Source organism: Janthinobacterium sp. 64 (assembly GCF_002813325.1).
GTDB lineage: Bacteria > Pseudomonadota > Gammaproteobacteria > Burkholderiales > Burkholderiaceae_D > Janthinobacterium.
Window position 1 is genome coordinate 5,499,191 of sequence record NZ_PHUG01000001.1, and the last position, 23,363, is coordinate 5,522,553.

The 23,363-nt window shown below is 62.8% G+C and carries 16 protein-coding genes, 1 tRNA gene and 1 other RNA gene; 13 read left to right on the plus strand and 5 right to left on the minus strand.

The window, feature by feature from the left end; genetic code table 11:
- The first annotated feature begins 296 nt into the window (after nucleotides 1–296).
- The 7 genes from ubiD to CLU91_RS24265 all read left to right on the plus strand — a co-directional run bounded on the left by ubiD (nucleotide 297) and on the right by CLU91_RS24265 (nucleotide 7,906).
- Entirely contained in the window at nucleotides 297–1,781 is a 1,485-nt protein-coding gene (gene ubiD, locus CLU91_RS24235; protein ID WP_100876152.1) for a 4-hydroxy-3-polyprenylbenzoate decarboxylase, read from the plus strand.
- Nucleotides 1,782–1,863: 82 nt separating this feature from the next.
- An RNA gene (ffs, locus tag CLU91_RS24240) (signal recognition particle sRNA small type) lies at nucleotides 1,864–1,962 on the plus strand.
- A 215-nt stretch (nucleotides 1,963–2,177) separates the two neighbouring features.
- Complete coding sequence (locus tag CLU91_RS24245) at nucleotides 2,178–4,457, plus strand: DNA polymerase III subunit gamma/tau (protein ID WP_100876153.1); 2,280 nt, start codon at nucleotides 2,178–2,180, stop codon at nucleotides 4,455–4,457.
- 42 nt (nucleotides 4,458–4,499) lie between these two features.
- On the plus strand, nucleotides 4,500–4,826 hold the full coding sequence (locus tag CLU91_RS24250; protein ID WP_034759121.1) for a YbaB/EbfC family nucleoid-associated protein: 327 nt from the start codon (nucleotides 4,500–4,502) through the stop codon (nucleotides 4,824–4,826).
- A 47-nt stretch (nucleotides 4,827–4,873) separates the two neighbouring features.
- The gene (gene recR, locus CLU91_RS24255; RefSeq protein WP_034786598.1) at nucleotides 4,874–5,464 is read left to right on the plus strand and encodes a recombination mediator RecR; all 591 of its coding nucleotides are present in this window, start codon (nucleotides 4,874–4,876) and stop codon (nucleotides 5,462–5,464) included.
- 7 nt (nucleotides 5,465–5,471) lie between these two features.
- Complete coding sequence (locus CLU91_RS24260; protein ID WP_100876154.1) at nucleotides 5,472–6,692, plus strand: CaiB/BaiF CoA transferase family protein; 1,221 nt, start codon at nucleotides 5,472–5,474, stop codon at nucleotides 6,690–6,692.
- 71 nt (nucleotides 6,693–6,763) lie between these two features.
- Entirely contained in the window at nucleotides 6,764–7,906 is a 1,143-nt protein-coding gene (locus tag CLU91_RS24265; protein WP_100876155.1) for an esterase-like activity of phytase family protein, read from the plus strand.
- On the opposite strand, the gene CLU91_RS24270 is transcribed toward CLU91_RS24265, so the two are convergent.
- The 4 genes from CLU91_RS24270 to CLU91_RS24285 all read right to left on the minus strand — a co-directional run bounded on the left by CLU91_RS24270 (nucleotide 7,875) and on the right by CLU91_RS24285 (nucleotide 15,337).
- Entirely contained in the window at nucleotides 7,875–10,034 is a 2,160-nt protein-coding gene (locus CLU91_RS24270) for a putative bifunctional diguanylate cyclase/phosphodiesterase (protein WP_100876156.1), read from the minus strand. The two genes, CLU91_RS24265 and CLU91_RS24270, sit on opposite strands and share 32 nt — an antisense overlap.
- Nucleotide 10,035: 1 nt before the next feature.
- Nucleotides 10,036–12,885, minus strand: coding sequence for a hybrid sensor histidine kinase/response regulator (locus CLU91_RS24275; protein ID WP_100876157.1), 2,850 nt, complete (start codon nucleotides 12,883–12,885; stop codon nucleotides 10,036–10,038).
- A 191-nt stretch (nucleotides 12,886–13,076) separates the two neighbouring features.
- Nucleotides 13,077–13,277, minus strand: coding sequence for a YbdD/YjiX family protein (locus CLU91_RS24280; RefSeq protein ID WP_100876906.1), 201 nt, complete (start codon nucleotides 13,275–13,277; stop codon nucleotides 13,077–13,079).
- Nucleotides 13,277–15,337: a carbon starvation CstA family protein gene (locus tag CLU91_RS24285; RefSeq protein ID WP_099760107.1), complete on the minus strand. Its 2,061-nt coding sequence runs from the start codon at nucleotides 15,335–15,337 to the stop codon at nucleotides 13,277–13,279. Before CLU91_RS24285 ends, CLU91_RS24280 begins: the two co-directional genes overlap by 1 nt.
- 245 nt (nucleotides 15,338–15,582) lie before the next feature.
- On the opposite strand from CLU91_RS24285, the gene CLU91_RS24290 reads away from it, so the two are divergent.
- The 5 genes from CLU91_RS24290 to CLU91_RS24310 all read left to right on the plus strand — a co-directional run bounded on the left by CLU91_RS24290 (nucleotide 15,583) and on the right by CLU91_RS24310 (nucleotide 21,265).
- Complete coding sequence (locus CLU91_RS24290) at nucleotides 15,583–16,956, plus strand: cache domain-containing protein (RefSeq protein WP_100876158.1); 1,374 nt, start codon at nucleotides 15,583–15,585, stop codon at nucleotides 16,954–16,956.
- Between the two features lie 6 nt (nucleotides 16,957–16,962).
- The gene (locus CLU91_RS24295; protein WP_100876159.1) at nucleotides 16,963–17,592 is read left to right on the plus strand and encodes a response regulator transcription factor; all 630 of its coding nucleotides are present in this window, start codon (nucleotides 16,963–16,965) and stop codon (nucleotides 17,590–17,592) included.
- Between the two features lie 264 nt (nucleotides 17,593–17,856).
- Nucleotides 17,857–18,981, plus strand: coding sequence for an EAL and HDOD domain-containing protein (locus CLU91_RS24300; RefSeq protein WP_332870902.1), 1,125 nt, complete (start codon nucleotides 17,857–17,859; stop codon nucleotides 18,979–18,981).
- A 1-nt stretch (nucleotide 18,982) separates the two neighbouring features.
- Nucleotides 18,983–21,028 (plus strand): putative bifunctional diguanylate cyclase/phosphodiesterase, encoded by a 2,046-nt coding sequence (locus CLU91_RS24305; RefSeq protein WP_100876161.1) that lies wholly within the window; start codon nucleotides 18,983–18,985, stop codon nucleotides 21,026–21,028.
- A gap of 147 nt (nucleotides 21,029–21,175) precedes the next feature.
- Nucleotides 21,176–21,265: transfer RNA gene (locus tag CLU91_RS24310), tRNA-Ser, on the plus strand.
- A gap of 487 nt (nucleotides 21,266–21,752) precedes the next feature.
- Here the strand turns inward: CLU91_RS24310 and CLU91_RS24315 are convergent.
- A complete protein-coding gene (locus CLU91_RS24315) occupies nucleotides 21,753–22,655 on the minus strand; it encodes a LysR substrate-binding domain-containing protein (protein WP_100876162.1) in 903 nt (300 codons plus the stop codon).
- 157 nt (nucleotides 22,656–22,812) lie between these two features.
- Here CLU91_RS24315 and CLU91_RS24320 point away from each other — a divergent pair, with 157 nt between their 5' ends.
- Nucleotides 22,813–23,358, plus strand: coding sequence for a sugar ABC transporter (locus CLU91_RS24320; protein WP_100876163.1), 546 nt, complete (start codon nucleotides 22,813–22,815; stop codon nucleotides 23,356–23,358).
- Nucleotides 23,359–23,363: the final 5 nt, after the last annotated feature.

Here is a 23,363-nt window from a genome sequence, read left to right on the forward strand (position 1 = left end):
CAACTTTTACCGGGGGTAAGGCAGACGCCTTTTGAAAACACTCCTTAAAATGTCATGTGGAGCCCCGACTCCGTGAATGAAAGAGAAACGCTAAAATCAAGCTCTGGGCCGGCGTGCTCTTTCAAGTTGGGCGAATTGTAGAAGCCGTTTTATATCAAGTCAATACTAACGAATCGATTCTTTATTACTTTTATGTCTTACTTTTTGTCTTGCATTGTGCCAAAAGCCAATAAAATCAATTACTTGGCATAGATCCTTCAGCAACGGCGTCCGACGTCAAAAAAAATTAAAAACACATGAAATATTCAGATTTGCGAGATTTTATTTCTCAACTGCAACAAATGGGTGAACTTAAGCCTATTTCGACCCCCATTTCGCCGATTTTGGAGATGACGGAGGTGTGCGACCGCACCTTGCGCGCAGGCGGACCGGCCTTGCTGTTCAATAATCCGACGGGACACACCATGCCGGTGCTGGGCAATCTGTTCGGCACCACGCGCCGCGTGGCGCTGGGCATGGGCGCCGAGGATGTCAGCGAGCTGCGCAAGATCGGCCATGTGCTGGCGCGCCTGAAGGAGCCGGAGCCGCCGAAGGATTTCAAGGATCTGCTGGGCCTCGGTTCCCTGGTCAAATCCGTGTGGGACATGTCGCCGAAAGAGTTGCGCGGCGCCAAATGCCAGGAAATCGTATGGGAAGGCAACGAAGTGGACCTGGCGCGCCTGCCCATCCAGCATTGCTGGCCCGGCGACGTCGCTCCCCTGATCACCTGGGGCCTGGTGATCACCAAGGGTCCGAACAAGAAGCGGCAAAACCTGGGCATCTACCGCCAGCAAGTACTGGGACGCAACAAGGTCATCATGCGCTGGCTGGCGCACCGGGGCGGGGCGCTGGACTTCCGCGAGCACGCGATCCAAAGCAAGGGCAAGCCGTATCCGATCGCCGTCGCGCTCGGTGCCGATCCCGCTACTATATTAGGGGCCGTCACGCCGGTGCCGGACAGCCTGTCCGAATACCAGTTCGCCGGCCTCTTGCGCGGCAGCCGCACCGAATTGGTAAAAGCGATTGGCAGCGAGCTGCGCGTACCCGCGTCGGCCGAGATCGTGCTCGAAGGCCATATCTATCCGGATGAAAACCATCCGAGCGGCTACGAGCACGCGCTGGAAGGGCCGTATGGCGACCACACGGGCTACTATAATGAGCAGGACAGTTTCCCCGTGTTTACCATCGACCGCATCACCATGCGTCGCGACCCGATCTACCACTCCACGTATACAGGCAAACCGCCGGACGAGCCGGCCGTGCTGGGCCTGGCGCTGAACGAAGTGTTCGTGCCGCTGCTGCAAAAGCAGTTCAGCGAAATCACGGATTTCTATCTGCCGCCCGAAGGCTGCAGCTACCGCATGGCCGTGGTGCAGATCAAGAAGCAGTATGCGGGCCACGCCAAGCGCGTGATGTTCGGCGTGTGGAGCTTCCTGCGCCAGTTCATGTATACCAAGTTCATCGTGGTGGTCGACGAAGACGTGAATATCCGCGACTGGAAAGAAGTCATCTGGGCCATCACGACGCGCGTCGACCCCATCCGCGACACGACCCTGGTCGACAACACGCCCATCGATTACCTGGACTTCGCTTCGCCCGTCAGCGGCCTGGGCAGCAAGATGGGCATCGATGCGACGAATAAATGGCCGGGTGAAACGACGCGCGAGTGGGGCACGACGATCGCCATGACGCCGGAAGTGAAGGCGAAGGTGGATGGGATTTGGCAAGAGCTGGGCATTTAAGCCCAACGGCGTAAATGCCGGGTCTGACCCCGGATTTCAGCTTGCTTCCCCAATCTTGCGCAGGTCGGTTATAATTGTCCCCGGCGGGCCCCTGCGCATCGTGGCATGGCTAACCTGGTCAGGTCGGGAACGAAGCAGCCACGGCTATTAACCATGAGTGCCGCAGATCAGGCTCGCCTCCTTCGGGAAACAAACAGTAAAGCTGCCATTGGCGGCTTTTTTGTTTTGCGGCGCTGTATTTTTGCCAGTCCGCATGCTTGCCTGATTTTCCAGAATGCCACTCTCCATGTTATACAATTGCTGCTTTGCCGCGTTTGCCATATTGGAATGGCCCGGCCATGAGGCTTGCGCCCGCCGCGCAGGATCACCCGCAAAATCGCATGGTAAAATCTCAGCATGTCCTATCAAGTCCTCGCCCGTAAATACCGCCCCAAGAATTTCGAGACGCTCGTCGGCCAGGAGCACGTCGTGCGCGCGCTCACGCATGCCTTGCACAGCGGCCGATTGCATCACGCCTACCTGTTCACGGGCACGCGCGGCGTCGGCAAGACGACCCTGTCGCGCATCCTGGCCAAGTCGCTCAATTGCATCGGTCCCGACGGCACGGGCGGCATCACGGCCCAGCCTTGCGGCGTGTGTGAAGCGTGCACGGCGATCGATGCGGGACGCTTTGTCGACTATATAGAGATGGATGCGGCGTCGAACCGCGGCGTCGATGAAATGGCGCAGCTGCTGGAGCAAGCCGTGTATGCGCCAAGCAATGCGCGCTTCAAGGTCTATATGATCGATGAGGTGCACATGCTGACGAACCACGCGTTCAATTCCATGCTGAAAACCCTGGAAGAGCCGCCCGAGCACGTCAAGTTCATCCTGGCCACGACGGACCCGCAAAAGATTCCCGTGACCGTTTTGTCGCGCTGCCTGCAGTTCAACCTCAAGCAGATGCCGCCCGGCCACATCGTCAGCCACCTGGACAATATCCTGGGGCAAGAAGGCATCGCCTTTGAACAGCCGGCCTTGCGCCTGCTGGCCCAGGGCGCCCACGGTTCCATGCGCGACGCGCTGTCGCTGACGGACCAGGCCATCGCCTACGCGGCCGGCGCAGTGACGCTTGACGCCGTGCAAGGCATGCTCGGTGCGCTCGACCAGTCGTATCTGGTGCGCCTGCTCGACGCGCTGGCGCAGCAGGATGGCGCGGACCTGCTGGCCGTGGCCGACGAGATGGCTTCGCGCAGCCTGTCGTATAACGGCGCGCTGCAGGATCTGGGTACCTTGTTGCACCGCATTGCACTGGCGCAAACCGTGCCGGCCGCCTTGCCGCAGGATTTGCCGGAATACGCGGATATCGTGCGCCTGGCCGGCGCGTTTGACGCGGAAGAAGTGCAGCTGTTTTACCAGATCGCCGTGCATGGCCGCAATGAACTGGGCCTGGCGCCCGACGAATACGCGGGCTTTACCATGACCTTGCTGCGCATGCTGGCCTTTCGGCCCGGCATAGGCGGCGCCGATGGCGTGCCGGCGGCGGCACCCGCCGCTGCAACGGGCAACCGTCCCGCTGCCGTGGCCGCCGCGCGCGCCGCCGCTGGCGCATCCGCGCCGGCAGCCCGCGCCGCCACGAACAGCGTGGCCAGCCATGCAGCCGTGACCCCGCCCGCCGTGGTCGCCGCGGCTGCCGCCAGCATGGCGCGCAGCGAAGCGCCGCCGCCACGCGCAGCTGCACCGGCACCTGTACCTGCCCCGCCGCCAGCTGCTGCTGCCCCTGCAGCCTCGGGCGCGCCCATCAGTTCCGCCCGCGCCGCCATCAATGCGGCGCTGGAAGCGGCCCGCGCCGCCTCGAAAGGCCGTCCGGGCAGCGCGCCATCGGCGCCATCGTCGGCGCCCAAGCCAGCTGTACCGGTACCGGCAGCGGAGCCTGCCGCCGCCGCGCCAGCAGCGCCAGCACCAGCACCAGCGCCGCCACCGCCTGCCGCCGCGAAAGCGCCTGCGCCGTGGGACGATGCGCCACCAGTGGCCGTGATGGAAGCGCCCGTGGCCGCGCCGCCCGCGCCCGTGCAGCCGGCACGCCAGGCAGCGCCACAGCAGGCGCCCGCCGGTGACGACTTGCCGCCGTGGGTCACCGAATTTTCCGACGACAGCGCCTCGGCCGCCGTGGCGGCGCCCGCCGCGCCAAGCAGCGAGCAGCCGGCCGTCGTCATGCCGCAGCGTGCCGCCAAGCAAGCCGCGCCCAGCGGGCCGTATGTGATCACGCCCGTGCCGGGCCTGGACTGGGATGGCAACTGGCCGGCCGTCGCCGCCGTGCTGCCCCTGCGCGGCATAGCCCAGCAATTGGCCGTGCAGGCCGAGCTGATCGAATGCCTGCACGATGGCCACAGCACCACGTTCCGCCTGCGCGTGCCGATCGACACGTGGCGCAGTCCGGCCAACGTGGAAAAACTGGCGGCCGTGCTGAGCGAGCGTTTCGGCCGCAAGGTCGCCGTCGACACGGAACTGGGCGCCGTCTGGTATACGGCCAGCGCGGAAGCGCAGGCCCACCGCGAGGCGTGCCAGCTTGCCGCGGAAGAAACCATCGCCAGCGATCCCTTCGTGCTCGACATGAAGCGTGCATTCGACGCTTTTGTTGTGCCGGGAACGATTACCCCTGCACCGGCCGGCTCGGCCGCGCCGACCCTGCATTAATGATTAACAAAACTCATAAACTGAATTGAACGGAGCATTCTCATGATGAAAAATCAACTGGCTGGCCTGATGAAGCAGGCGCAAGCAATGCAAGACAACATGAAAAAAGCCCAGGAACAACTGGCGCTGGTGGAAGTGGAAGGCCAGTCCGGTGCCGGCCTGGTGAAAATCGTCATGACGTGCAAGAACGACGTCAAGCGCGTCTCCATCGATCCGTCGCTGTTGGCCGACGACAAGGACATGCTGGAAGACCTGGTGGCTGCCGCCTTCAACGACGCCGTGCGCAAGGCGGAAGCGACGTCCGCGGAAAAAATGGCAGGCTTGACCGGCGGCATGAACTTGCCAGCTGGCTTCAAAATGCCATTCTGATGCACTACCGCATGCGCTCGATCGATGGCACGGGGCAGGGTTGATCCATGTCCAAGTCGCTTGAATTTTTGACCGAGGCGCTGCGGCGCCTGCCCGGCGTCGGCCCCAAGTCGGCGCAGCGGATGGCATTTCATTTGTTGCAGCACGATAGGGAAGGCGCGGCCATGCTGTCGCGCGCCCTGTTCCAGGCCGTCGATGCCGTGCATCACTGCGGCCTGTGCAATACCTTTACCGAACACGAAGTGTGCGAGACCTGTCTCGACGAAGAGCGCGACAAGCGCTTGCTGTGCGTGGTGGAAACGCCCGCCGACCAGCTGATGATCGAGCAGACGCTCACCTACAAGGGCCTGTATTTCGTCCTCATGGGCAGATTGTCTCCGCTGGACGGCATCGGCCCGAAAGACATCCACCTTGAAAAACTGCTGAACCGCGCCAACGATGGCGTGGTCGGCGAAGTGGTGCTGGCCACCAACTTCACCAATGAAGGCGAAGCGACGGCCCACTACATCAGCGAAATGCTCAAGGCGCGCGGCTTGCGCGTGAGCCGTTTGGCCCGCGGCGTGCCCGTGGGCGGCGAACTGGAATACGTCGACGCGGGCACGATTGCCCGCGCGATGCTCGACCGCAGGGCAACCTGAGCACAACATGACAGAATCCTCCGCGACAACTGGTCCATTGCAAGGCATTAAAGTGCTGGAACTGGGCACCCTGATCGCGGGGCCGTTCTGCGCCCGCATGCTGGCCGAATTCGGCGCCGACGTGATCAAGATCGAGTCGCCCGATGGCGGCGACCCCATCCGTACCTGGAGAGTGCTGAAGGATGGCACCTCGCTGTGGTGGTCGGTGCAGGCGCGCAACAAGAAAAGTCTGACCCTGAACCTGAAAACGCCCGAGGGCAGGGCGATTGCCCGCCAGCTGGCCTTGGAAGCGGACATCATCATCGAGAACTACCGCCCCGGCGTGCTGGAAAAGTGGGATCTCGGCTACGAACAGCTCAAGCAGATCAAACCGTCCATCATCATGGTGCGCCTGTCCGGCTTTGGCCAGACGGGGCCGATGAAGGACTTGCCGGGTTTCGGCGCCATCGGCGAATCGATGGGCGGCTTGCGCTATGTGTCCGGCTTTGCCGACCGTCCGCCCGTGCGCGTCGGTGTGTCGATTGGCGACTCCGTGGCGGCCCTGCACGGCGTGATCGGCGCCATGATGGCCTTGCGCCACCGCGACGTGACCGGTGGGGTGGCCTCCGGGGAAGGGCAGATGGTCGACGTGGCCCTGTATGAATCCGTGTTCAACCTGATGGAGTCGCTGGTGCCCGAATACGACCAGGCGGGCGTGGTGCGCGAGCGCACGGGCGGCTCCTTGCCCGGCATCGTGCCTTCGAATACCTACACCACGGGCGACGGCGAAAACATCGTGATTGCAGGCAATGGCGACGCCATCTTCAAGCGGCTGATGCTGGCCATGGGCCGCATCGACATGGCGGGCGACCCGCAACTGGCGCGCAACGACGGCCGGGTGGCGCGCACGCAGGAGATCGACGACGCCATCGGCGCCTGGTGCGCCACGCACACCATCGATAGCGCGCTGGCCGTGCTGAAAGCTGCCGACGTGCCGTCTGGCAAAATCTACTCCGTGCGCGACATGTTGAGCGACCCGCAATTTCTTGCCCGCGACATGTTCGAACAGCACCATTTCGCCGACGGCACGCCCGTCAAATTGCCCGCCATCAGCCCGAAACTGTCCGCCACGCCGGGCAAGACGCAGTGGCTGGGACCGACGCTGGGCCAGCACAACGACGAGGTGCTGGCGTCGCTGGGCTATGACGCGGCCGCCATCGCGCGGCTCAAGGCCGATGGGGTGGTGTAATTTTTTGGGGTCAGACCCGTCGGGTCTGACCCTAGCTTTTATTTCTGGGTTCAATTAATTTCGGAATCAGCATGCCTCAACCGTTCCACCGCCTGCGCACCGCGCTTGCCCTGGCGTCTTCCGCCATCCTCCTCTGCGCCTGCGCCAGCTTCCCCCACGACGCGCCGGTTGCCGGCCTGCGCCTGATCGGCGAACAGCGCATCGCGCTCAGGCAGGCGTTTCAGGGCACCACGGTGGGCGGTTTGTCCGGCATCGATTACGATGCGGCCAACAAGAGCTGGGTGATGGAAAGCGATGACCGCTCGGAAATCAATCCGGCCCGTTTCTACCGTGCCACCTTGAATTACGACAGCAAGGCGTTTACGGGCGTGACCTTGAACAGCGTGCATTTCTTCACGCAGCCCGACGGCAGCCGCTACCCGAACCTGGCGCATGCCAGGCTGGAGCAGGGCGAGCAGGTGCCCGACATCGAAACCATCCGCGTCGATCCGCACGATGGCAGCCTGTGGTACGGCAGCGAAGGCAATCGCAAGGTGGGCTTGCACCCGTTCGTGCGCCACGCCGATAGCGGCGGCCACTACCTCGCCACCTTGCCCACGCCCGCCATGTTCAAGGTTTCGCAGGACGCAACGGGATCGCGCAACAACATGAGCTTCGAAGCGCTGTCGTTCTCGTCGGATGGCAAGGGCTTGTGGCTGGGCATGGAAGCGGCGCTGTACCAGGATGGCCCGCTGGCTACGCCCGATCATGGCTCCGTGGTGCGCATCACGCGCCTGGACCGCGCCGGCACCGTGCTGGGCCAATATGCATATCCGATTGAACCGGTGGCGTCGCGGCCCGCGCCTGGGCGCGAGGCGGACAATGGCGTGTCGGAAATCCTTGCCGTCAACGATCACCAGGTGCTGGTGGTGGAGCGGGCCGGCGTGGAACACGCCGATGGCGTGTATTCGAACCATGTGCGCATCTACGCGATGGACACCGATGGCGCCAGCGACATCCAGGCCATCCCGGCGCTGGCCGGCGCGGCCTACGTGCCGGCGCGCAAGCGCCTGTTGCTGGACCTGGAAAAGATCGGCCTGGATAGAGTCGACAATATCGAGGGCATCAGCTGGGGGCCGCGCCTGGAAAACGGCCGCCGCAGCCTGGTGATGATTTCCGACGATAATTTTAATCCGCTACAAGTCACGCAAATCCTTGCCTTCGAAGTGCTCTAGTTTCCAGGCTGGCCAGCTGGCCCGCCTGCCTGGCCAGCATGGCCGTGATCGTGTCGTGCGGCGACGGGTGGCCCAGGAAATAGCCTTGCGCCATGTCGCAGCCGTATTCTTCCAGCATCAGCAGTTGCTCGTCCGTTTCCACGCCCTCGGCCACCACCACCATCTTCAAGCCATGCGCCATGGCGATGATGGCGCGCGTGATAGCCGCGTTTTCCGCATCCTGCGGCAAGCCGGCGATAAAACTCTTGTCGATCTTCAAGGCCCGCACGTCGAAGCGTTTCAGGTAATTCATTGACGAATATCCCGTGCCGAAGTCGTCGATCGACAGGTACACGCCGATGCCGCGCAATTGCTCCAGGGTCACCATGGTGGCGCGCGCATCGTCCATCAAGGTGCCTTCCGTCAATTCGAGTTCCAGCAGGCGCGCATCGAGGCCCGTGTCGGCCAGGGCCGACAGCACGATCTGCATCAGGTTTTCATCCTTGAATTGCTTGGCCGACAGGTTGACGGCCATGCGGATGGCGCGCCCGCTACCGTTTTGCCACGCCTTGGCCTGGTTGCAGGCCGTGCGCAGCACCCATTCGCCGATGGGCACGATCAACCCCGTCTCTTCGGCCAGCGGGATGAATTCCGTGGGCGAAATGATGCCCCGTTCGGGATGGCGCCAGCGCACCAGCGCTTCCACGCCGACGATCTGCGTGCTGGGCACGTCGATCTGCGGCTGGTACAGCAGGTACAGCTCGTTGTTTTGCAAGGCCTTGCGCAGACCCACTTCCATCTTGACGTGGCTCATGATTTCCATCGTCAGCGATGAGCTGTACAGCTTGGCGTTGTTCTTGCCGCAGTTCTTCGCGTGGTACATCGCCGTGTCTGCATATTTCAACAGAGAATTGCAGTCCTCGCCATCTTCCGGATACAGCGAAATGCCGATGCTGGCCGTGACGAAAATCTCGTGCCCCTCGATCATGAAGGGCCGGCGCATGGCTTCCTTGACGCGGTGCGCCACGTTCAGCGCATCTTCCACGCGCTCCAGATCGGGTATCAGAATCGTGAATTCGTCGCCGCCCAGGCGCGCCAGGTTGCTGCCGCCGAAGCTGGCTTCGAACTCGTGTTCGGCGCGCAGCACCAGGTCGCTGGGGCGGATGGTTTCGCGCAGGCGCTCGGACACCACCTTGAGCAAATGGTCGCCCACGTCGTGGCCCAGGGTGTCGTTGATGCGCTTGAAGGCATCGAGGTCCATGAACAGCACGGCAAATTTCTTGTCGTGCTCCTTCGAGCGCAGCAGTTCGCGTTCCAGCGTTTCCAGGAAGGCTTGGCGGTTGGGGATGCCCGTCAGGCTGTCGCAGTAGGCGAGGCGGCGGATCTGCTCTTCCGTGCGCTTGCGTTCGCTGATGTCGCGCACCAGGCCCAGCACCTCGTCGGCCCCCGTCGCCACCAGGCGCGCCTCGAAATGGCGTGTGCTGTCTTCGTGCGTGAGCGTGTAGTCGACCGAGCCGATATGCTGCGTGGCCAGCACGGCGTGGGCCTTGTCGAGCAGGCGCGCGGCGATTTCGGGCGGCAGCACGTCGCCGATATGGCTGCCCACGCAGTTCGTGATGGAAAAGCCGGCGCTGGCGTCGTGGCCCTGTTCATAGTCGAGATAAAAGCCTTCGCTGTTGAGGCGAAAGAAGGTGTCGGGGATGGCGGCCAGCACGGCGCGGTTGTGCGCGTCGGCGATGCGCAGGCGGGCGATGGCGTCGCTGGCGCGCAGCACGTACAGCACGCGGTGTCCGAGTATGGGCCAGTTGATGGGCTTGGAAATGAAGTCGGTGGCGCCCACCTCGTAGGCGTGCGTGACGGCTTCCAGTTCGTCGCCGCCCGTGACCATGATGATGGGCACCGTGCCGCCCACTTCCTGGTGGCGGATTTCGCGGCACACGGCAAAGCCGTCCATGGCCGGCATGTCGACGTCGAGCATGACCAGGTCCGGCCCGCTGTGCTTGTAGCTGGCCAGCGCCTGCACGCCGTCTTCGGCCTCGATCACGTCCAGGCCTACCTGCGTGAGCATTTGCCGCATCAGCAGGCGCATCACGGGATCGTCGTCGGCCACCAGCACCAAGCCGCGGGGAGGGGAGAGGGGCGCTGTCATGTCAGTGTTCCTTCACGAGGATGGCGCTCAGCGATTCGCGTACGGCCAGGAAGGCTTGCTGCATCTGCTGCAGCAGGGGAGCCGCGCCCTCGGTACTGCCGGCGCGGCCCAGTTTTTCCATCTCCTTGCACAGCTGCGCCAGGCCATCGGCGCCCACGTTGGCGCTGCCCGACTTGAGGCTGTGGGCCACCTTGCGCAGCGCTTCCGCATCCGCGCCGGCAATCGCCGCGCGCATGGCGCTCAACTGGCGCGGCGTCTCGCTGGTAAACGCCAGGATGACCCGTTCCAGCAGCGCATCGCCATCCGTGCCGGACAGGGCGCGGATGTTTTCCAGCGCTTGCCGGTTCAGCGGCTGGCCGGGGGACGAGGCTTCTGGCGTGGGGGAAAGTACTTCTGGAGGCGTCTGCCGCTCCGGCACTTCGCTGTGGTGCACGGTGGCCGCGCGCGGCAGGGTGATCCAGCGCGCGATCGTATGGCCCAGGTCTTGCTGCGTGAATGGCTTGCTCAGGTAGTCGTCCATGCCGGCCGCCAGGCACGCTTCGCGGTCGCCCTGCAGCGCATTGGCCGTGATGGCGACGATGGGCAGCACGCGCGCGTGGCCGCACTGCTGTTCGTGGCGGCGGATTTCCGCCGTGGCGGCAAAGCCGTCCATCACGGGCATCTGGCAATCCATCAGGATCAGATCAAAATCCTCGGCCTGCGCCGCCTGCAAGGCTTCTTCGCCGTTGTGCGCGCAGACCACGTCCAGGCCCAGGCTGTCGAGCATGGCCAGCGCCACTTCCACGTTGACGGGATTGTCCTCTGCCAGCAGCACGCGGCGGCGCTGGCGTCGGCCCACCTGACGGGTCGCGTGCGGCGGATGGGTGCGCATGCCCTCGCTGGTGCGCGGCGGCGTGACGATGCAGTCGAACAGGTCGCATTCGCGGGCCGGCTTGATCAGCTGGAAGGCCACGCCCGCCTCGCGCCGCTGCACGGGGTCGGCCGCCGCCTGTTCCGTGCTCAGCAGCAGTAATTTGAGCTCGGCCAGCAGCGGGTCGCTCTTGATGGTGGCGGCCAGGGCCAGGCCGCTAGTGCGCGGCAATTCCATGTCGAGCAGGGCCACGCCATACGGCGTGCCCGCCTGTGCGGCCGCGCGCAGCTTGCCCAGGCAGTCGCTTGCCGTGCCGGCGCTGTCGCTGACGATGTGCCAGCTGGCCAGCTGCCGCTCCAGCACGGCGCGCGTGGCGGGTGTGTGGTCGACGATCAAGGCGCGTAACCCTCGTGTGGTTTTCAGGTTGAAGGACGGGTCATCGCTGTCGACCCGCCGCTTATCGAAATTTACTTCGAACCAGAAGATGGAGCCTTGCGTTAAAGCATTATCGACGCCGATAGTGCCGCCCATCAGCTCCACCAGCTGTTTCGAGATCGTCAAGCCCAGGCCCGTGCCGCCGTGCTTGCGCGTGGTCGAACCGTCCGCTTGCGAGAACGATTCGAAGATGCGCGTCTGCGCCTCGTTCGATACGCCGATACCCGTGTCGTGCACCTCGAAGCGCAAGCCCACGCTGGGCGCGTCTTCGCTGCACACGCATACTTTCACGGTGACCTTGCCCGTTTCCGTGAACTTGATGGCATTGCCCAACAGATTGACGATGATCTGGCGCAAACGGTTCGGGTCGCCGCAGATGGCGATGGGAATGTCAAACGCGATATCGAATTCCAGGCTGATGTTTTTCGCTTGCGCCTGCGGCGCGAACACGTGCTCTATGTCGTCGAGCAATTCGCGGAAATTGAAGCGGATGTACTCCACGCTCAGCTTGCCCGCCTCGATCTTGGAAAAGTCGAGGATGTCGTTGATGATCACCAGCAAATTCTGCCCCGAGCGCTGCACCATGCTCGTGTAGTGGCGCTGTTGCGGGCTCAAAGGGCTGGCCAGCAGCAGCTCCGTCATGCCCAGCACGCCATTCATCGGCGTGCGGATTTCATGGCTCATGGTGGCAAGGAAGGCGCTCTTCGCCTGGCTGGCCGCCTCGGCCGCATCCTTGGCCTTTTCCAGCTGCGCCGTGCGCACGCCCACCTGGCGCTCGAGCTGGTCGCGGTAATTGGCCAGGGTGCTGTCGCGGCTGTCGATCTGCGCCAGCATGTCGTTGAAACTGTCGATCAGCACGCCCAGCTCGTCGCTGCGCTGGTGCGCGATGCGGTGGCTGTAGGTTTGGCTGCTCGACACTTTTTGCGCCGTATCGATCAGCTTGGTGATCGGTTCGGCAATCACGCTCTTGAAGCGCCGCGCCAGGAACACGGCGATCAGGAAGGACAGCACGGTGGCGCCGCCGATGGCGCCCACGTGGCGGCCGATGTCGCGCCACATGTGGTTCAGGTCCGCCTCGATCAGTACGGCGCCGATGATCTGCTGCGGCTCGCCTGGCCGGTAGACGGGACGGTACAAGCGCATGGCCGGCGCCAGGGTCGTGCCAGCGCCTTGCGTGACGGGCTGCACGGCCATGTCGGCCAGCAAGGCCGGGTCCATGTCTTCCGGCGCCGCCAGGCCGTCGGCGTGCTGCGACGCGCGGTACAGGGCGAACAAACGCCCGCCCCGGTCGAACAGGGCCGCCTGGGCCACCTCGTCGCGCGCGGCCAGCGCGGCCAGCACCTGTTCCGCCTGCGGCTGTGCCGATTTCCCCGCCAGCAAGGGCGCCGCGCTGGCCGCGCCGATCACGCCCGCCAGCGACAGCAGCTGCTTGCCTTCATCATTCTTGTGACTGAGCACGGACGTCAGCGCAAACGCCACGAACACCAGCAGCAGCGCGCTGCCCGACGACAGTACCGAAATCATGGTCAGCTTCTGGCTGATGCTGGAGCGTTGGAAATTGAACATGAATTCGCTGCTTCCCCGGTCGCCCGTTGACTGTTATTTAATTCCTATTGGAAAAATATAGACGCGAAGACACACCCTGATATTGATGTGGGTCTAAGGGAGGAGAGGGGAGGGGAACTTATACGAGATGAAACAAATAGGGCGGTCTCGCAAGACCGCCCTCAAATTATTGCTGAGCAACAACACAGGACTTAACAACACCCTCCGCGTTTTCCTGCGCCGCCATAACGGGCTTCCTGCCGTTCGCGGAAGAACTCTTCATACGTCATCATCGGCTCGCCGGGATGGGTCACTTCCCGGTGCGCCACATAGGTGTCGTACTCGGGCAAGCCGCACATGAGCCGCATGCTTTGCCCCAGATACCGTCCAGCCTTGATGATTTCCTCGATCATCATTGCACCGTGGGCATGGCCTGGAACGGCGATTCCTTGGTGCTTGGCTGGCTGTCGGCGCGTGCCTTCATGATGGTGCGGATGCCGAAGAACAGCACGCTGATCACGACGATGACGAAGAAGGCGGCCAGGCCGGCGTCCAGGTAATCGTTGAAGATGATCTGCTGCATCTGCGCCACCGACTTGGCCGGCGCCAGCAGGGTGCCTTCATCGAGGGCCGCCGAATATTTCTTGGCATGCGCGAGGAAGCCGACGCGCGGATTGGCGTCGAAAATCTTTTGCCAGCCCGCCGTCAAGGTGCACAGCAGCAGCCAGATGGTCGGCGTGATGGTGACCCACGCATACTGGCCACGCTTCATCTTGAACAGCACGCAGGTGCCGAGGATCAGCGCGATCGCTGCCAGCATCTGGTTGGCGATGCCGAACAGCGGCCACAGGGTGTTGATGCCGCCCAATGGATCGACCACGCCCTGGTACAGGAAGTAGCCCCAGGCCGCCACGCACAGGCCCGTGGCCAGCAGGTTGGCGATGACGTTTTCCGTCTTTTTCAGGCTGGGCACGAAGCTGCCCAGCAAGTCTTGCAGCATGAAGCGGCCCGCACGCGTGCCCGCATCGACGGCCGTCAGGATGAACAGCGCTTCGAACAAAATCGCGAAGTGGTACCAGAAGGCCATCATGGCCTTGCCGCCGATGGCGCCGGACAGAATCTGCGCCATGCCGACGGCCAGGGTCGGTGCGCCGCCGGCGCGCGAGATGATGCTGTGCTCGCCCACATCCTTGGCCGTCTGCGTCAGCATTTCCGGCGTGACATAGAAGCCCCATTGCGAAATCGCCTGTGCTGCCGACTCGGCCGTGGTGCCGATCAGGGCGGCCGGGCTGTTCATGGCGAAATAGATGCCCGGCTCGATGGTTGAGGCGGCCACCAGGGCCATGATGGCCACGAACGATTCCATCAGCATGGCGCCATAGCCGATGAAGCGGGCGTGGCTTTCGTTTTCAATCATCTTCGGCGTGGTGCCCGAGGAAATCAGCGCGTGGAAGCCGGAGACGGCGCCGCAGGCAATCGTAATGAACAGGAAGGGGAACAGATTGCCCGACCAGACAGGGCCGGAGCCGTCGATGAACTTGGTCATGGCCGGCATTTTCAGGTAAGGCGCGACGACGATGATGCCGATGGCCAGGCCGAGAATCGTGCCGATTTTCAGGAAAGTCGACAGGTAGTCGCGCGGCGCCAGCAGCAGCCACACGGGCAGGACGGAAGCGATGAAGCCGTAGCCGATCAGCATCCACGTCAGTTCCGTACCCGTGAACGTGAACATCGGGCCCAGCACCGCGTGTTCCTGCACGTACTGGCCGCCGATGATGGCCAGCATCAGCAAGACAAAACCGATGATGGAAATCTCGCCGATGCGGCCCACGCGGATGAAGCGCGAGTACACGCCCATGAACAGGGCGATGGGAATCGTCGCCATCACGGTGAAGCTGCCCCATGGGGAGCCGGTCAGCGCCTTGACGACGATCAGGGCCAGCACGGCCAAAATGATGACCATGATCATGAAGCAGCCCAGGAGCGCAATCATGCCGGGAATTTCGCCCAGTTCAGCCTTGATCAGGTCGCCCAGCGAGCGGCCGTCGCGGCGCATGGAAATAAACAGCACGATGAAATCCTGCACGGCGCCCGCAAACACGACGCCCGCCAAAATCCACAACATGCCGGGCAAATAGCCCATCTGCGCGGCCAGCACGGGGCCGACCAGGGGGCCGGCGCCGGCAATCGCGGCGAAATGGTGGCCGAACAGCACATATTTGTTGGTCGGCACGTGGTCGAGGCCATCGTTGTGCTTGAAGGCCGGCGTCATGCGGCGTGCATCGAGGCCCAGCACCTTGTCGGCGATGAACAGGCTGTAGAAACGGTAGGCGATCAGGTAGACGCAGACGGCGGCGATGACGATCCAGATTGCGCTGATCGGTTCGCCACGTTGCAGGGCGACGACGCCCAGGGAGCCGGCGCCGGCCAGCGCAAGCGCTGCCCAGCCGAGCTGTTTGAAAATGCGGTTCATGCTTCCTCCAGAGATTGACGGGCGCTGTGCCGTGCGATGATGTGTGCTGCGGTTCCTGGTCGTCGCCAGTTTGATGTGACTTTTGGTGTATTTGCAGCTTATGGCAAGTATTCAGGAATCGTATAATCGCCGCAAGCGCACGACTACGCAGTAACGCTCAGTATTACTACGCAGGCCGATCACGGCGCCGCGACGTAAAATCACGCATTCCCACCAGCATCGACGCCGCCGGAGCGCGCAAGGCCATGAAACTCAGACAGAAAGTCATCTTCCTGGCCATCACGCCGCTCATCCTCGCGCTGTGCGCCATCGCGTTTGCCGTGCGGCACCAGGCGATTACCCTGGCCGAGCAGCAGCGCGCCACCATCCAGCAAGCCTACCTGGCCAGCAAGGAAGCCGAACTCAAGCATTATGTGACCCTGGCCAGCCATTCCATCGCCTCGCTGTATGGGTCGGGCCGCAAGGATGCCGCCACGCAAGAGGAAGCCAAGCGCATCCTGTCTGCCCTCAGCTATGGCGACGATGGCTATTTCTTCATCTACGATTTGCAGGGCAAGTCGCTGATGCATCCGCGCCAGCCCGAGCTGGTGGGGCAGAATCTGTGGGAGTTGCGCGACGCGGACGGCAACCTGACCATCCAGCGCCTGATGCGGCGCGCCAGGAGCGGCGGCGGCTTCGAGCGCTACAACTGGATCAAGCCGTCGAGCAACAAGTCCGCGCCCAAGCTCGGCTATGTGATCCTGATGCCGGAGTGGGGCTGGATGATGGGCACCGGTATTTATATGGATGACGTGGACCAGGCGCTGGCCAAGGTCGATGCCCAGCAGTCGCGCAATATCCGCTCGACCATGGAACTGATCGCCGCCATCGCCATCCTCGGCTCCCTGCTGGTGGCCGCCTGCGGCCTGGTGCTGAACTTGCGCGAATTGCGCGTGGCCGACGCCAAGCTGAAAGTGCTGGCGCAGCGGGTGGTCGAATCGCAGGAAGAGGAGCGGGCGCGGCTGTCGCGTGATTTGCATGACGGCATCAGCCAGTGGCTGGTGTCGATCAAATTGCAGATCGAGGCGGGCATCGCGCGCCTGGCCGGCAATGCCGAGCAGAAAGAAAAGGCGCCCGCCACGTTCGAGCGGGCCGCCGAGCAGCTGAACAAGGTGCTGGGCGAGGTGCGGCGCATTTCGCACAACCTGCGCCCGGCCATTCTCGATGACCTGGGCCTGGCCGCCGCGCTCGACCACCTCGTGCATGAATTTAACGACAGCAGCAGCGCGCAAGCCAGTTTCACGGCCAGCCCGGCGGCGGCGGGCGAGGGCTTGCCCGACATGGTCAATACCGTCTTGTTCCGCATCGCCCAGGAAGCGCTGACCAATTGCGAGCGCCATGCCCACGCCCGCGGCGTGGAAGTGAGCCTGCGCGAGGCGGGCAAGGCCGTGGAATTGCGCATCGAGGATAATGGCGGCGGCTTCGACTTCGACGGCATCGCCCTGCATCCGCAGCGCGGCATCGGCCTGCGCAACATGACGGAACGCATGGAAGCCATCGGTGGCAGCCTGCACATCACTTCGTCTGCGGCCGGCACCCTGGTGCTGGCGCGGCTCGAGCTTTCCTCCACATTAAAATAGAGAACCATGACCGAAACGATCAACATCCTGCTGGTGGACGACCATCCCCTCGTGCGCGACGGCTTGCGCGCGCGCCTGGAAGCGGTGGCGCATTTCGACGTGGTGGCCGAGGCGGGCGGCGCCGACGAGGCGCTGGCACAGGCGCGTGCGCACCAGGTGGACCTCGTGTTGATGGATATCAATATGCGCGGCATCAACGGCATCGAAGCGACGGCGCTGTTCAAGCAGGCGTTTCCGCAGATTGCCGTGCTGATCCTGTCCATGCACGACAAGCTCGAATATGTGTCGCAAGCCATCGCCGCCGGCGCGCGCGGCTATGTGCTCAAAGATGCTCCAGGGAAAGATATCGTCTTCGCCATCGAGACGGTGATGTCCGGCGGCATTTATTACAGCGCGGCCCTGGCGCGGCAGCTATCGCGCCCGCAAGTGCACGATTCCTTCCTCACCACGCGCGAGCAGCAAGTGCTGCAACACATCGCGGCGGGCCAGTCGAACAAGCAGATCGCCCGCGACCTGGACCTGAGCGTGCGCACGGTCGAGACGCATCGCCTGAACATCAAGCGCAAGCTCGGTATCGAAGGTCAGGCTGAATTGATCAAATATGCGGTCGAACATGCGCATGGCGGCGGCGCCTGAACGGCGCTGGCGTTACGGTGTTTTTTTCAAACCCGCATGACAGGCGGGTCTCCCCGGGGAAATGTTCTTTTTGAATATTTATTGCCAAAATTAAACTGTTTCACGGGTGAGATTCGGATAGAATGATTCTCACTGTCGAGGGCATCCCTGTCGGGCCAGGGTTGCCAATGCTGGTCAGTTTATTTACTATGGCGCCCTACCCACACTGAGATACCGATGTCAGCGTCTGAATCAAACCTGTTTCCGTTGGTGGGATTACAAGCAGTGGCCAATGCTCATAACGAGTGGGTCGCTGTCACCTTGCATGGTCCGCAGGCCTCGACGGCGCCGCTGCTGGCGGCGCTGGCCGCTGCCGATGCGTATGCCTTCCTGGCGCCGCTCGACTGCATCATTCCCCTGGCCGACCCGCATGGCGTGGACGAGGCCGTGCTGGCGCAACTGGCGCCGCAACGCACCATTTTCCGTTTGCCGGCGCAGTTTGCCGGCGACAAGCAAATTCAGAAAAAATGCCAGCAATGGCGCGACGCCGGCTATCGCATCTTGCTCGATGGCGCCGATGCCGGTCCCGTGGTGGCGGCGCAGGTCGACGCGCGCGCGCTGAGTTTTGATGCGGCGGGCGTACGTCCGGCCCTGCATCAGCTGCTGCCCTTGCCGGGACCGCACCTGGCCTACAACATCGGCGATGCAGGCCAGCTTGCTGCATTGCAAGAACTTGGCGTGAGCTGGTTTGCCGGCGACTATGCCTTGCAGCATGCGCGCCAGCAAAGCGAGCCGGAAGACGCCACCTCGCGCCGGCGCTTGATGGCGCTGCTGGGCCTGCTGGCCCGCGATGCCGACGCGCACGAGCTGGAAGTGCCGCTCAAACAAGATCCATCGCTCAGCTATCATTTATTAAAACTGGTCAATTCGGCCGCCTTCGGTTTCACGGCGCCGATTACCAGCTTCAGCCAGGCCATCACCCTGCTGGGCCGGCGCCAGCTGCAGCGCTGGCTGCAACTGCTGCTGTATGCGCGCCAGCAAGACGATGGCAAGATCCACGCGCTGCTGCCGCTGGCGGCCGTGCGCGCGGCGCAGATGGAAGCGCTGTGCCAGCTGCGCGGCGGCGACCGCGACGCGCAAGACCTGGCCTTCATGGCGGGCGTGTTTTCGCTGCTCGACGTCCTGCTGGGCATGCCGATGCAAGAGATCATCGCCACCCTGAACCTGGCACCCGAAGTCAATGAAGCCTTGCTGGAACGCAATGGCGAGCTGGGCACCTTGCTGGCGCTGGTCGAAAGCGCCACGCCGCCGCCCGAACGCTTGCGCCGTGCCGGCATCGATGGAGAAACCTATTGGCGCAGCCTGCTACAGGCCTACCAATGGGCCATCCAGGTCAGCCGGAACCTCTAGCATGACCTTGCTGCCGGTGTCGGATTACCTCGGTGACAGCGCCGCCCTGTGCGATGCCGTCGTGCGTTTGCGCGGTCCCGCGCTGGTGGCTGAGCTGGGCCGTATCGCCAGTGCCGTGATGGCCAGTCCGCATGGCCAGTTTCTGCCTGCGGGCAGCATGGGCGCTGCTGTGCCAGCCGCGCCGTTTCCCCGCGATACGCCTGCTTTGCTGCAGGAAATCAATTTCGACGGCCACTGTTTCGGCCATTACAGCGTGGCGGGGCGCAGCGTCTACAACGACGCCGACCGCCGCCACCTGGCCAGCCTGGCCTCGCTGACGGCCGGCGTGCTGCAGGTGCATTCGCTGGCGCAACGCTCGACCCATGCGTTTGCGCAAGTCGAAGCCTTGCTGGCGCAGCAGACGCAAATCCTCGACCAGTTGCACGAATCCGTGCTGACGATGGACTTGACCGGTTACATCACCAGCTGGAACAAGGGCGCCGAACGGCTGTTCGGCTACACTTCGGTGGAAGCCGTGGGGCGCAACATCCTGTTCCTGTACGACGATGAAGATACGGGCTTCCACGACGCCTTCCTGGAGCAGGGAGGGCGCCTGATGGAGGTGCGCCGCCGAAAGAAGTCGGGCGAAATCTTCTGGGCCAGCCTGTCCCTGTCGCCGCTGCAGGACATGGACGACAGGCCCATCGGACTCATCGCCTACCTGACGGACATCACGGAACGCAAGCTGGCCGAAGAGCGATTGCACCATCTGGCCTATTACGATCCGCTGACCAGCCTGCCCAACCGCACCTTGCTGGCCAAGCTGGTCGACCAGGCCCTCTCCGTGGCGCAGCGCAGCAAGATGCTCGGCTGCGTGATGTTCATCGACTTGAACCGTTTCAAGCTGATCAACGACACCCTGGGCCGGCGCATCGGCGATGAATTGCTGCGCCAGGTTTCCTTGCGTTTCCGCAAGGTATTGCGCGACCAGGACCTGGTGGCGCGCCTGGGCGGCGACGAGTTCGCCGTGGGCCTGTTCGACATCGGCCAGCACTTCGAGGCCAGCATGGTGGCGCAAAAGCTGCTCGCCTCCCTGGTGCAACCGTTCCTGATCGAAGGCCACGACTTGCGCGTGGGCGCCAGCATCGGCATCAGCGTGTATCCGCAAGACGGGCAGGACGCGGAAACCCTGCTGCGCCTGGCCGACATCGCCATGTACCGCGCCAAGCAGGACAGTGGCAGCGAAGCGGAAAGCGTGGCCTTCTACAGCCAGGACATGAACCTGGGCATGCAGGCGCGCATGCGCCTGGAAACCGGCTTGCGCCAGGCATTATCGGAACAGCAACTATTGCTGCACTATCAGCCGAAATACGCACTGGGCAGCGGGCGCATCATCGGCGCCGAAGCGCTGGTGCGCTGGCACCACCCGCAGCACGGCATGATCCCGCCCGCCGAGTTCATTCCTCTGGCCGAATCGACGGGTCTGGTGGTGCAAGTGGGCGAATGGGTGCTGGAAGCGGCCTGCGCCCAGGCGCAGGCGTGGAAACTGGCCGGCCTGCCGCCGATCCGCCTGGCCGTCAACGTCTCCGCGCGCGAATTCACCTCGGCCCTGCCTGCCAGGGTGGCGGCGACCCTGGCCCGCTACGGCCTGGAAGCGGCCTGGCTGGAACTGGAAATCACGGAAAGCACGCTGATGCACAACATCGAGAGAGTCATCGGCATCATGGACCGCATCACGGCCCTGGGCGTGGCCCTGTCGCTGGACGACTTCGGCACCGGTTATTCCAGCCTGTCCTATTTGAAACGCTTTCCCATCGATACATTGAAGATCGACAGGTCCTTCACCACCGGCATCCCGACAGACGCCAGCGACTGCGCCATCGCCAGCACCATCATCAGCATCGCCCAGCAACTGCACCATAAAGTGATCGCGGAAGGCGTGGAAACGGCGGAGCAACTGGCGTTTTTGAAGAGTTCAGGCTGCGACGAAGTGCAGGGCTACCTGTTCTCGCGCCCGTTGCCAGCGGTGGAGTTCGAGAAGGCGCTGCGGGAAAACTGGGGCCTGTAAGGCTTTGCTGTGGAGCGCCAGCGCAGGTATTGAACCCACAGACGAAGAGCCGGGGCCGTACCCCAGTCTTTGCTATTGGGGGAAATATGGTGGTGATGGCGCTGGCCATTGGTAAGCGACTGCGCTTTATGTATAATGCTGCCATCTGGAAGCGTGGCCGAGTGGTTGAAGGCACTAGTCTTGAAAACTAGCGACGGGTTACACTGTTCGTGAGTTCGAATCTCACCGCTTCCGCCAGGAAATAAAGAAACCGCCTTCGGGCGGTTTTTTATTGCCTGGCGGAAGCGAGCAGGGCGCCTTCGCGCCCTGCGTGTGAGATTCGAAGGGCTGGGCCTACCGGCCCAGCCCGCCCCGAATCCTCCACTTGCTGCCGCTGCGCGGCAGCACCGCGCGCCGCAGGCGCGCGTTCGTGGTTTTCATCAGCTTTTCAACTGAGCCAGCCTGTAACGACGGTCAACGCATCAGTTCGTGTCCGAATGGCGGACCTGACCCTCGCGCCCCTTGGTTGCGTCACGCGCTGGCTAATTTCGCTGATCACCCGGATTGACGACTTCCTGGCCTGGAACTGCGCCGCGCAGCTTTCCTCGGCTTAAATACCACGCCGCATCCCATAGCTGTGATGCCATCATCTAGCAAATCAAGGCGAGGCTCGAGATGGCTCTGGCTTTACACTTGCCAGTATCACGCTTGTCCTCCTTGGTATTGGCCGGCGATGGTGCTGCGATCAATGTCGCGTCGACGATGGTTTCTTGGCTTCGTCTAGTATCCATTGAGCAAACGCTTTTATTGGCTCCCCACTCAATCCGATCGGCTCAGGAAGGACGAGACAGAAGGTTTTGGAAATTGTTTTTCCCTCTGGCCATGGAGCGACCAACCGTCCTTGAGCAAGTTCGGTTTCAACGTAGAGGCGCGGTACTAACGCAACACCGAGGCCAGCCAACGCAGCTTCGATCAACATCGCATGAAGATCGTAGCGTGCACCAATCGCTGGATTGGTCAGAAGGATTCCAGTCTCCTGGGAGTAGCGGTGCCAAGCTTCGGGGTTCTGTCGCCGGTGCAGGCGCGGCAGGTTATCCAGTACGGCTGTGCCTTCGTCCCCTGTCAGAATGTCTGGATGGCAAATCGGAACCAACACCTCATCCAAAAGGTGGTGAGTTCTCATTCCCGTCCAGGCCGGGTGCTCGAAATGGATTGCAGCGTCGAATCCGCTGCCGGCGAGGACAAAGGGTTCCATGCGTTCTGCAAGATGCACAGTGATATTCGGATGCTGCCGCTGGAATTGTGACAAGCGAGGAATCAGCCACCGCATCGCGAAAGTCGGGATGACGGCAATGTCGAGGCTTGCGCCATCGACTGGCTGTCCCATCAGGTACTGGCTGTCTCGCTCCAGCCGGTCGAGCGACTCGCGCACTTGCGCCGCATAGCGCTGCCCGTTGGGCAACAGCCGGACGCGATTTCCGACTCTTTCAAATAACATCACGTCGAGAAAGGCTTCCAGCCGGCCGATCTGGCGGCTGATGGCCCCTTCCGTCAATGACAACTCCGCCGCCGCCCGGGCGAAACTGCCATGGCGGGCAGCGGCCTCGAATGCCATCAATGCGGCGTTGCTGGGGATCTTCCTGCGCATGAGCGTTCCTGATACAGAGCAAGGTATTGGCTCACCTTGATTTTTAATCATGGAAGCATACCAAAAAATCGATTTATACGGCGAAATTCAGGTCGCATAATGACTGAACATCAACAAGGAAGGCCGGTGCGCACAGCGTCCGGCCACAAACCATCTCATGATATATACCGTCGAATGCAGCTTTGCCGATCCCGCCAGCGAAGCGGAGTGGAATCATTTCTATAGCCTGGAAAAGCTGCCCGCGCTCATTTCGGTGAGCGGCTTCCATACCTCGCAGCGTTTCAAGGCCTTGAGCGCCGGTTGCCCTGTCTACCTCGCCATGCATACGATCGACAGTCTCGATGTGCTCCAGGGAGAGGAGTATCGCCAGAAAGGCGGTGGCAATTTCGCGCGCTGGCAGCAGCACATCAGCGACTGGCACCGCAATCTGTATGCTGGCCTTGAGCGTGCCCCGACCATCGGCGAAGACGACTATCTGGTGACGAGTACGGTCGGCCCTGAGCCACTCATCGACATGGGCCTTACTCCTTATCGGATGCAGGCTGTCGCATTGGAAAGGTTTCCTGAACAGCGATGGGTGGCGAAGATGGAGTACCCCATTGACCCCGGCATGGAACAGCTTCCAGAGGGCGTCCATCTGTATGCGCCCATGACCGGTCAATTGACGAGTGGCAGCGATATCGCCGCGCACACTTCGCGGTAGAGCCC

What these genes read in the sequence shown, in the direction of transcription:
- recR (WP_034786598.1), top strand. Translation starts at nt 4,874, where the DNA reads ATGTCCAAGTCGCTTGAATTTTTGACCGAGGCGCTGCGGCGCCTGCCC.
- CLU91_RS24295 (WP_100876159.1), top strand. Translation starts at nt 16,963, where the DNA reads ATGACCGAAACGATCAACATCCTGCTGGTGGACGACCATCCCCTCGTG.
- CLU91_RS24285 (WP_099760107.1), bottom strand. Translation starts at nt 15,337, where the DNA reads ATGAACCGCATTTTCAAACAGCTCGGCTGGGCAGCGCTTGCGCTGGCC.
- CLU91_RS24320 (WP_100876163.1), top strand. Translation starts at nt 22,813, where the DNA reads ATGATATATACCGTCGAATGCAGCTTTGCCGATCCCGCCAGCGAAGCG.
- CLU91_RS24270 (WP_100876156.1), bottom strand. Translation starts at nt 10,034, where the DNA reads ATGACAGCGCCCCTCTCCCCTCCCCGCGGCTTGGTGCTGGTGGCCGAC.
- ubiD (WP_100876152.1), top strand. Translation starts at nt 297, where the DNA reads ATGAAATATTCAGATTTGCGAGATTTTATTTCTCAACTGCAACAAATG.
- CLU91_RS24250 (WP_034759121.1), top strand. Translation starts at nt 4,500, where the DNA reads ATGATGAAAAATCAACTGGCTGGCCTGATGAAGCAGGCGCAAGCAATG.
- CLU91_RS24305 (WP_100876161.1), top strand. Translation starts at nt 18,983, where the DNA reads ATGACCTTGCTGCCGGTGTCGGATTACCTCGGTGACAGCGCCGCCCTG.
- CLU91_RS24280 (WP_100876906.1), bottom strand. Translation starts at nt 13,277, where the DNA reads ATGATCGAGGAAATCATCAAGGCTGGACGGTATCTGGGGCAAAGCATG.
- CLU91_RS24290 (WP_100876158.1), top strand. Translation starts at nt 15,583, where the DNA reads ATGAAACTCAGACAGAAAGTCATCTTCCTGGCCATCACGCCGCTCATC.
- CLU91_RS24315 (WP_100876162.1), bottom strand. Translation starts at nt 22,655, where the DNA reads ATGCGCAGGAAGATCCCCAGCAACGCCGCATTGATGGCATTCGAGGCC.
- CLU91_RS24265 (WP_100876155.1), top strand. Translation starts at nt 6,764, where the DNA reads ATGCCTCAACCGTTCCACCGCCTGCGCACCGCGCTTGCCCTGGCGTCT.
- CLU91_RS24275 (WP_100876157.1), bottom strand. Translation starts at nt 12,885, where the DNA reads ATGTTCAATTTCCAACGCTCCAGCATCAGCCAGAAGCTGACCATGATT.
- CLU91_RS24245 (WP_100876153.1), top strand. Translation starts at nt 2,178, where the DNA reads ATGTCCTATCAAGTCCTCGCCCGTAAATACCGCCCCAAGAATTTCGAG.
- CLU91_RS24260 (WP_100876154.1), top strand. Translation starts at nt 5,472, where the DNA reads ATGACAGAATCCTCCGCGACAACTGGTCCATTGCAAGGCATTAAAGTG.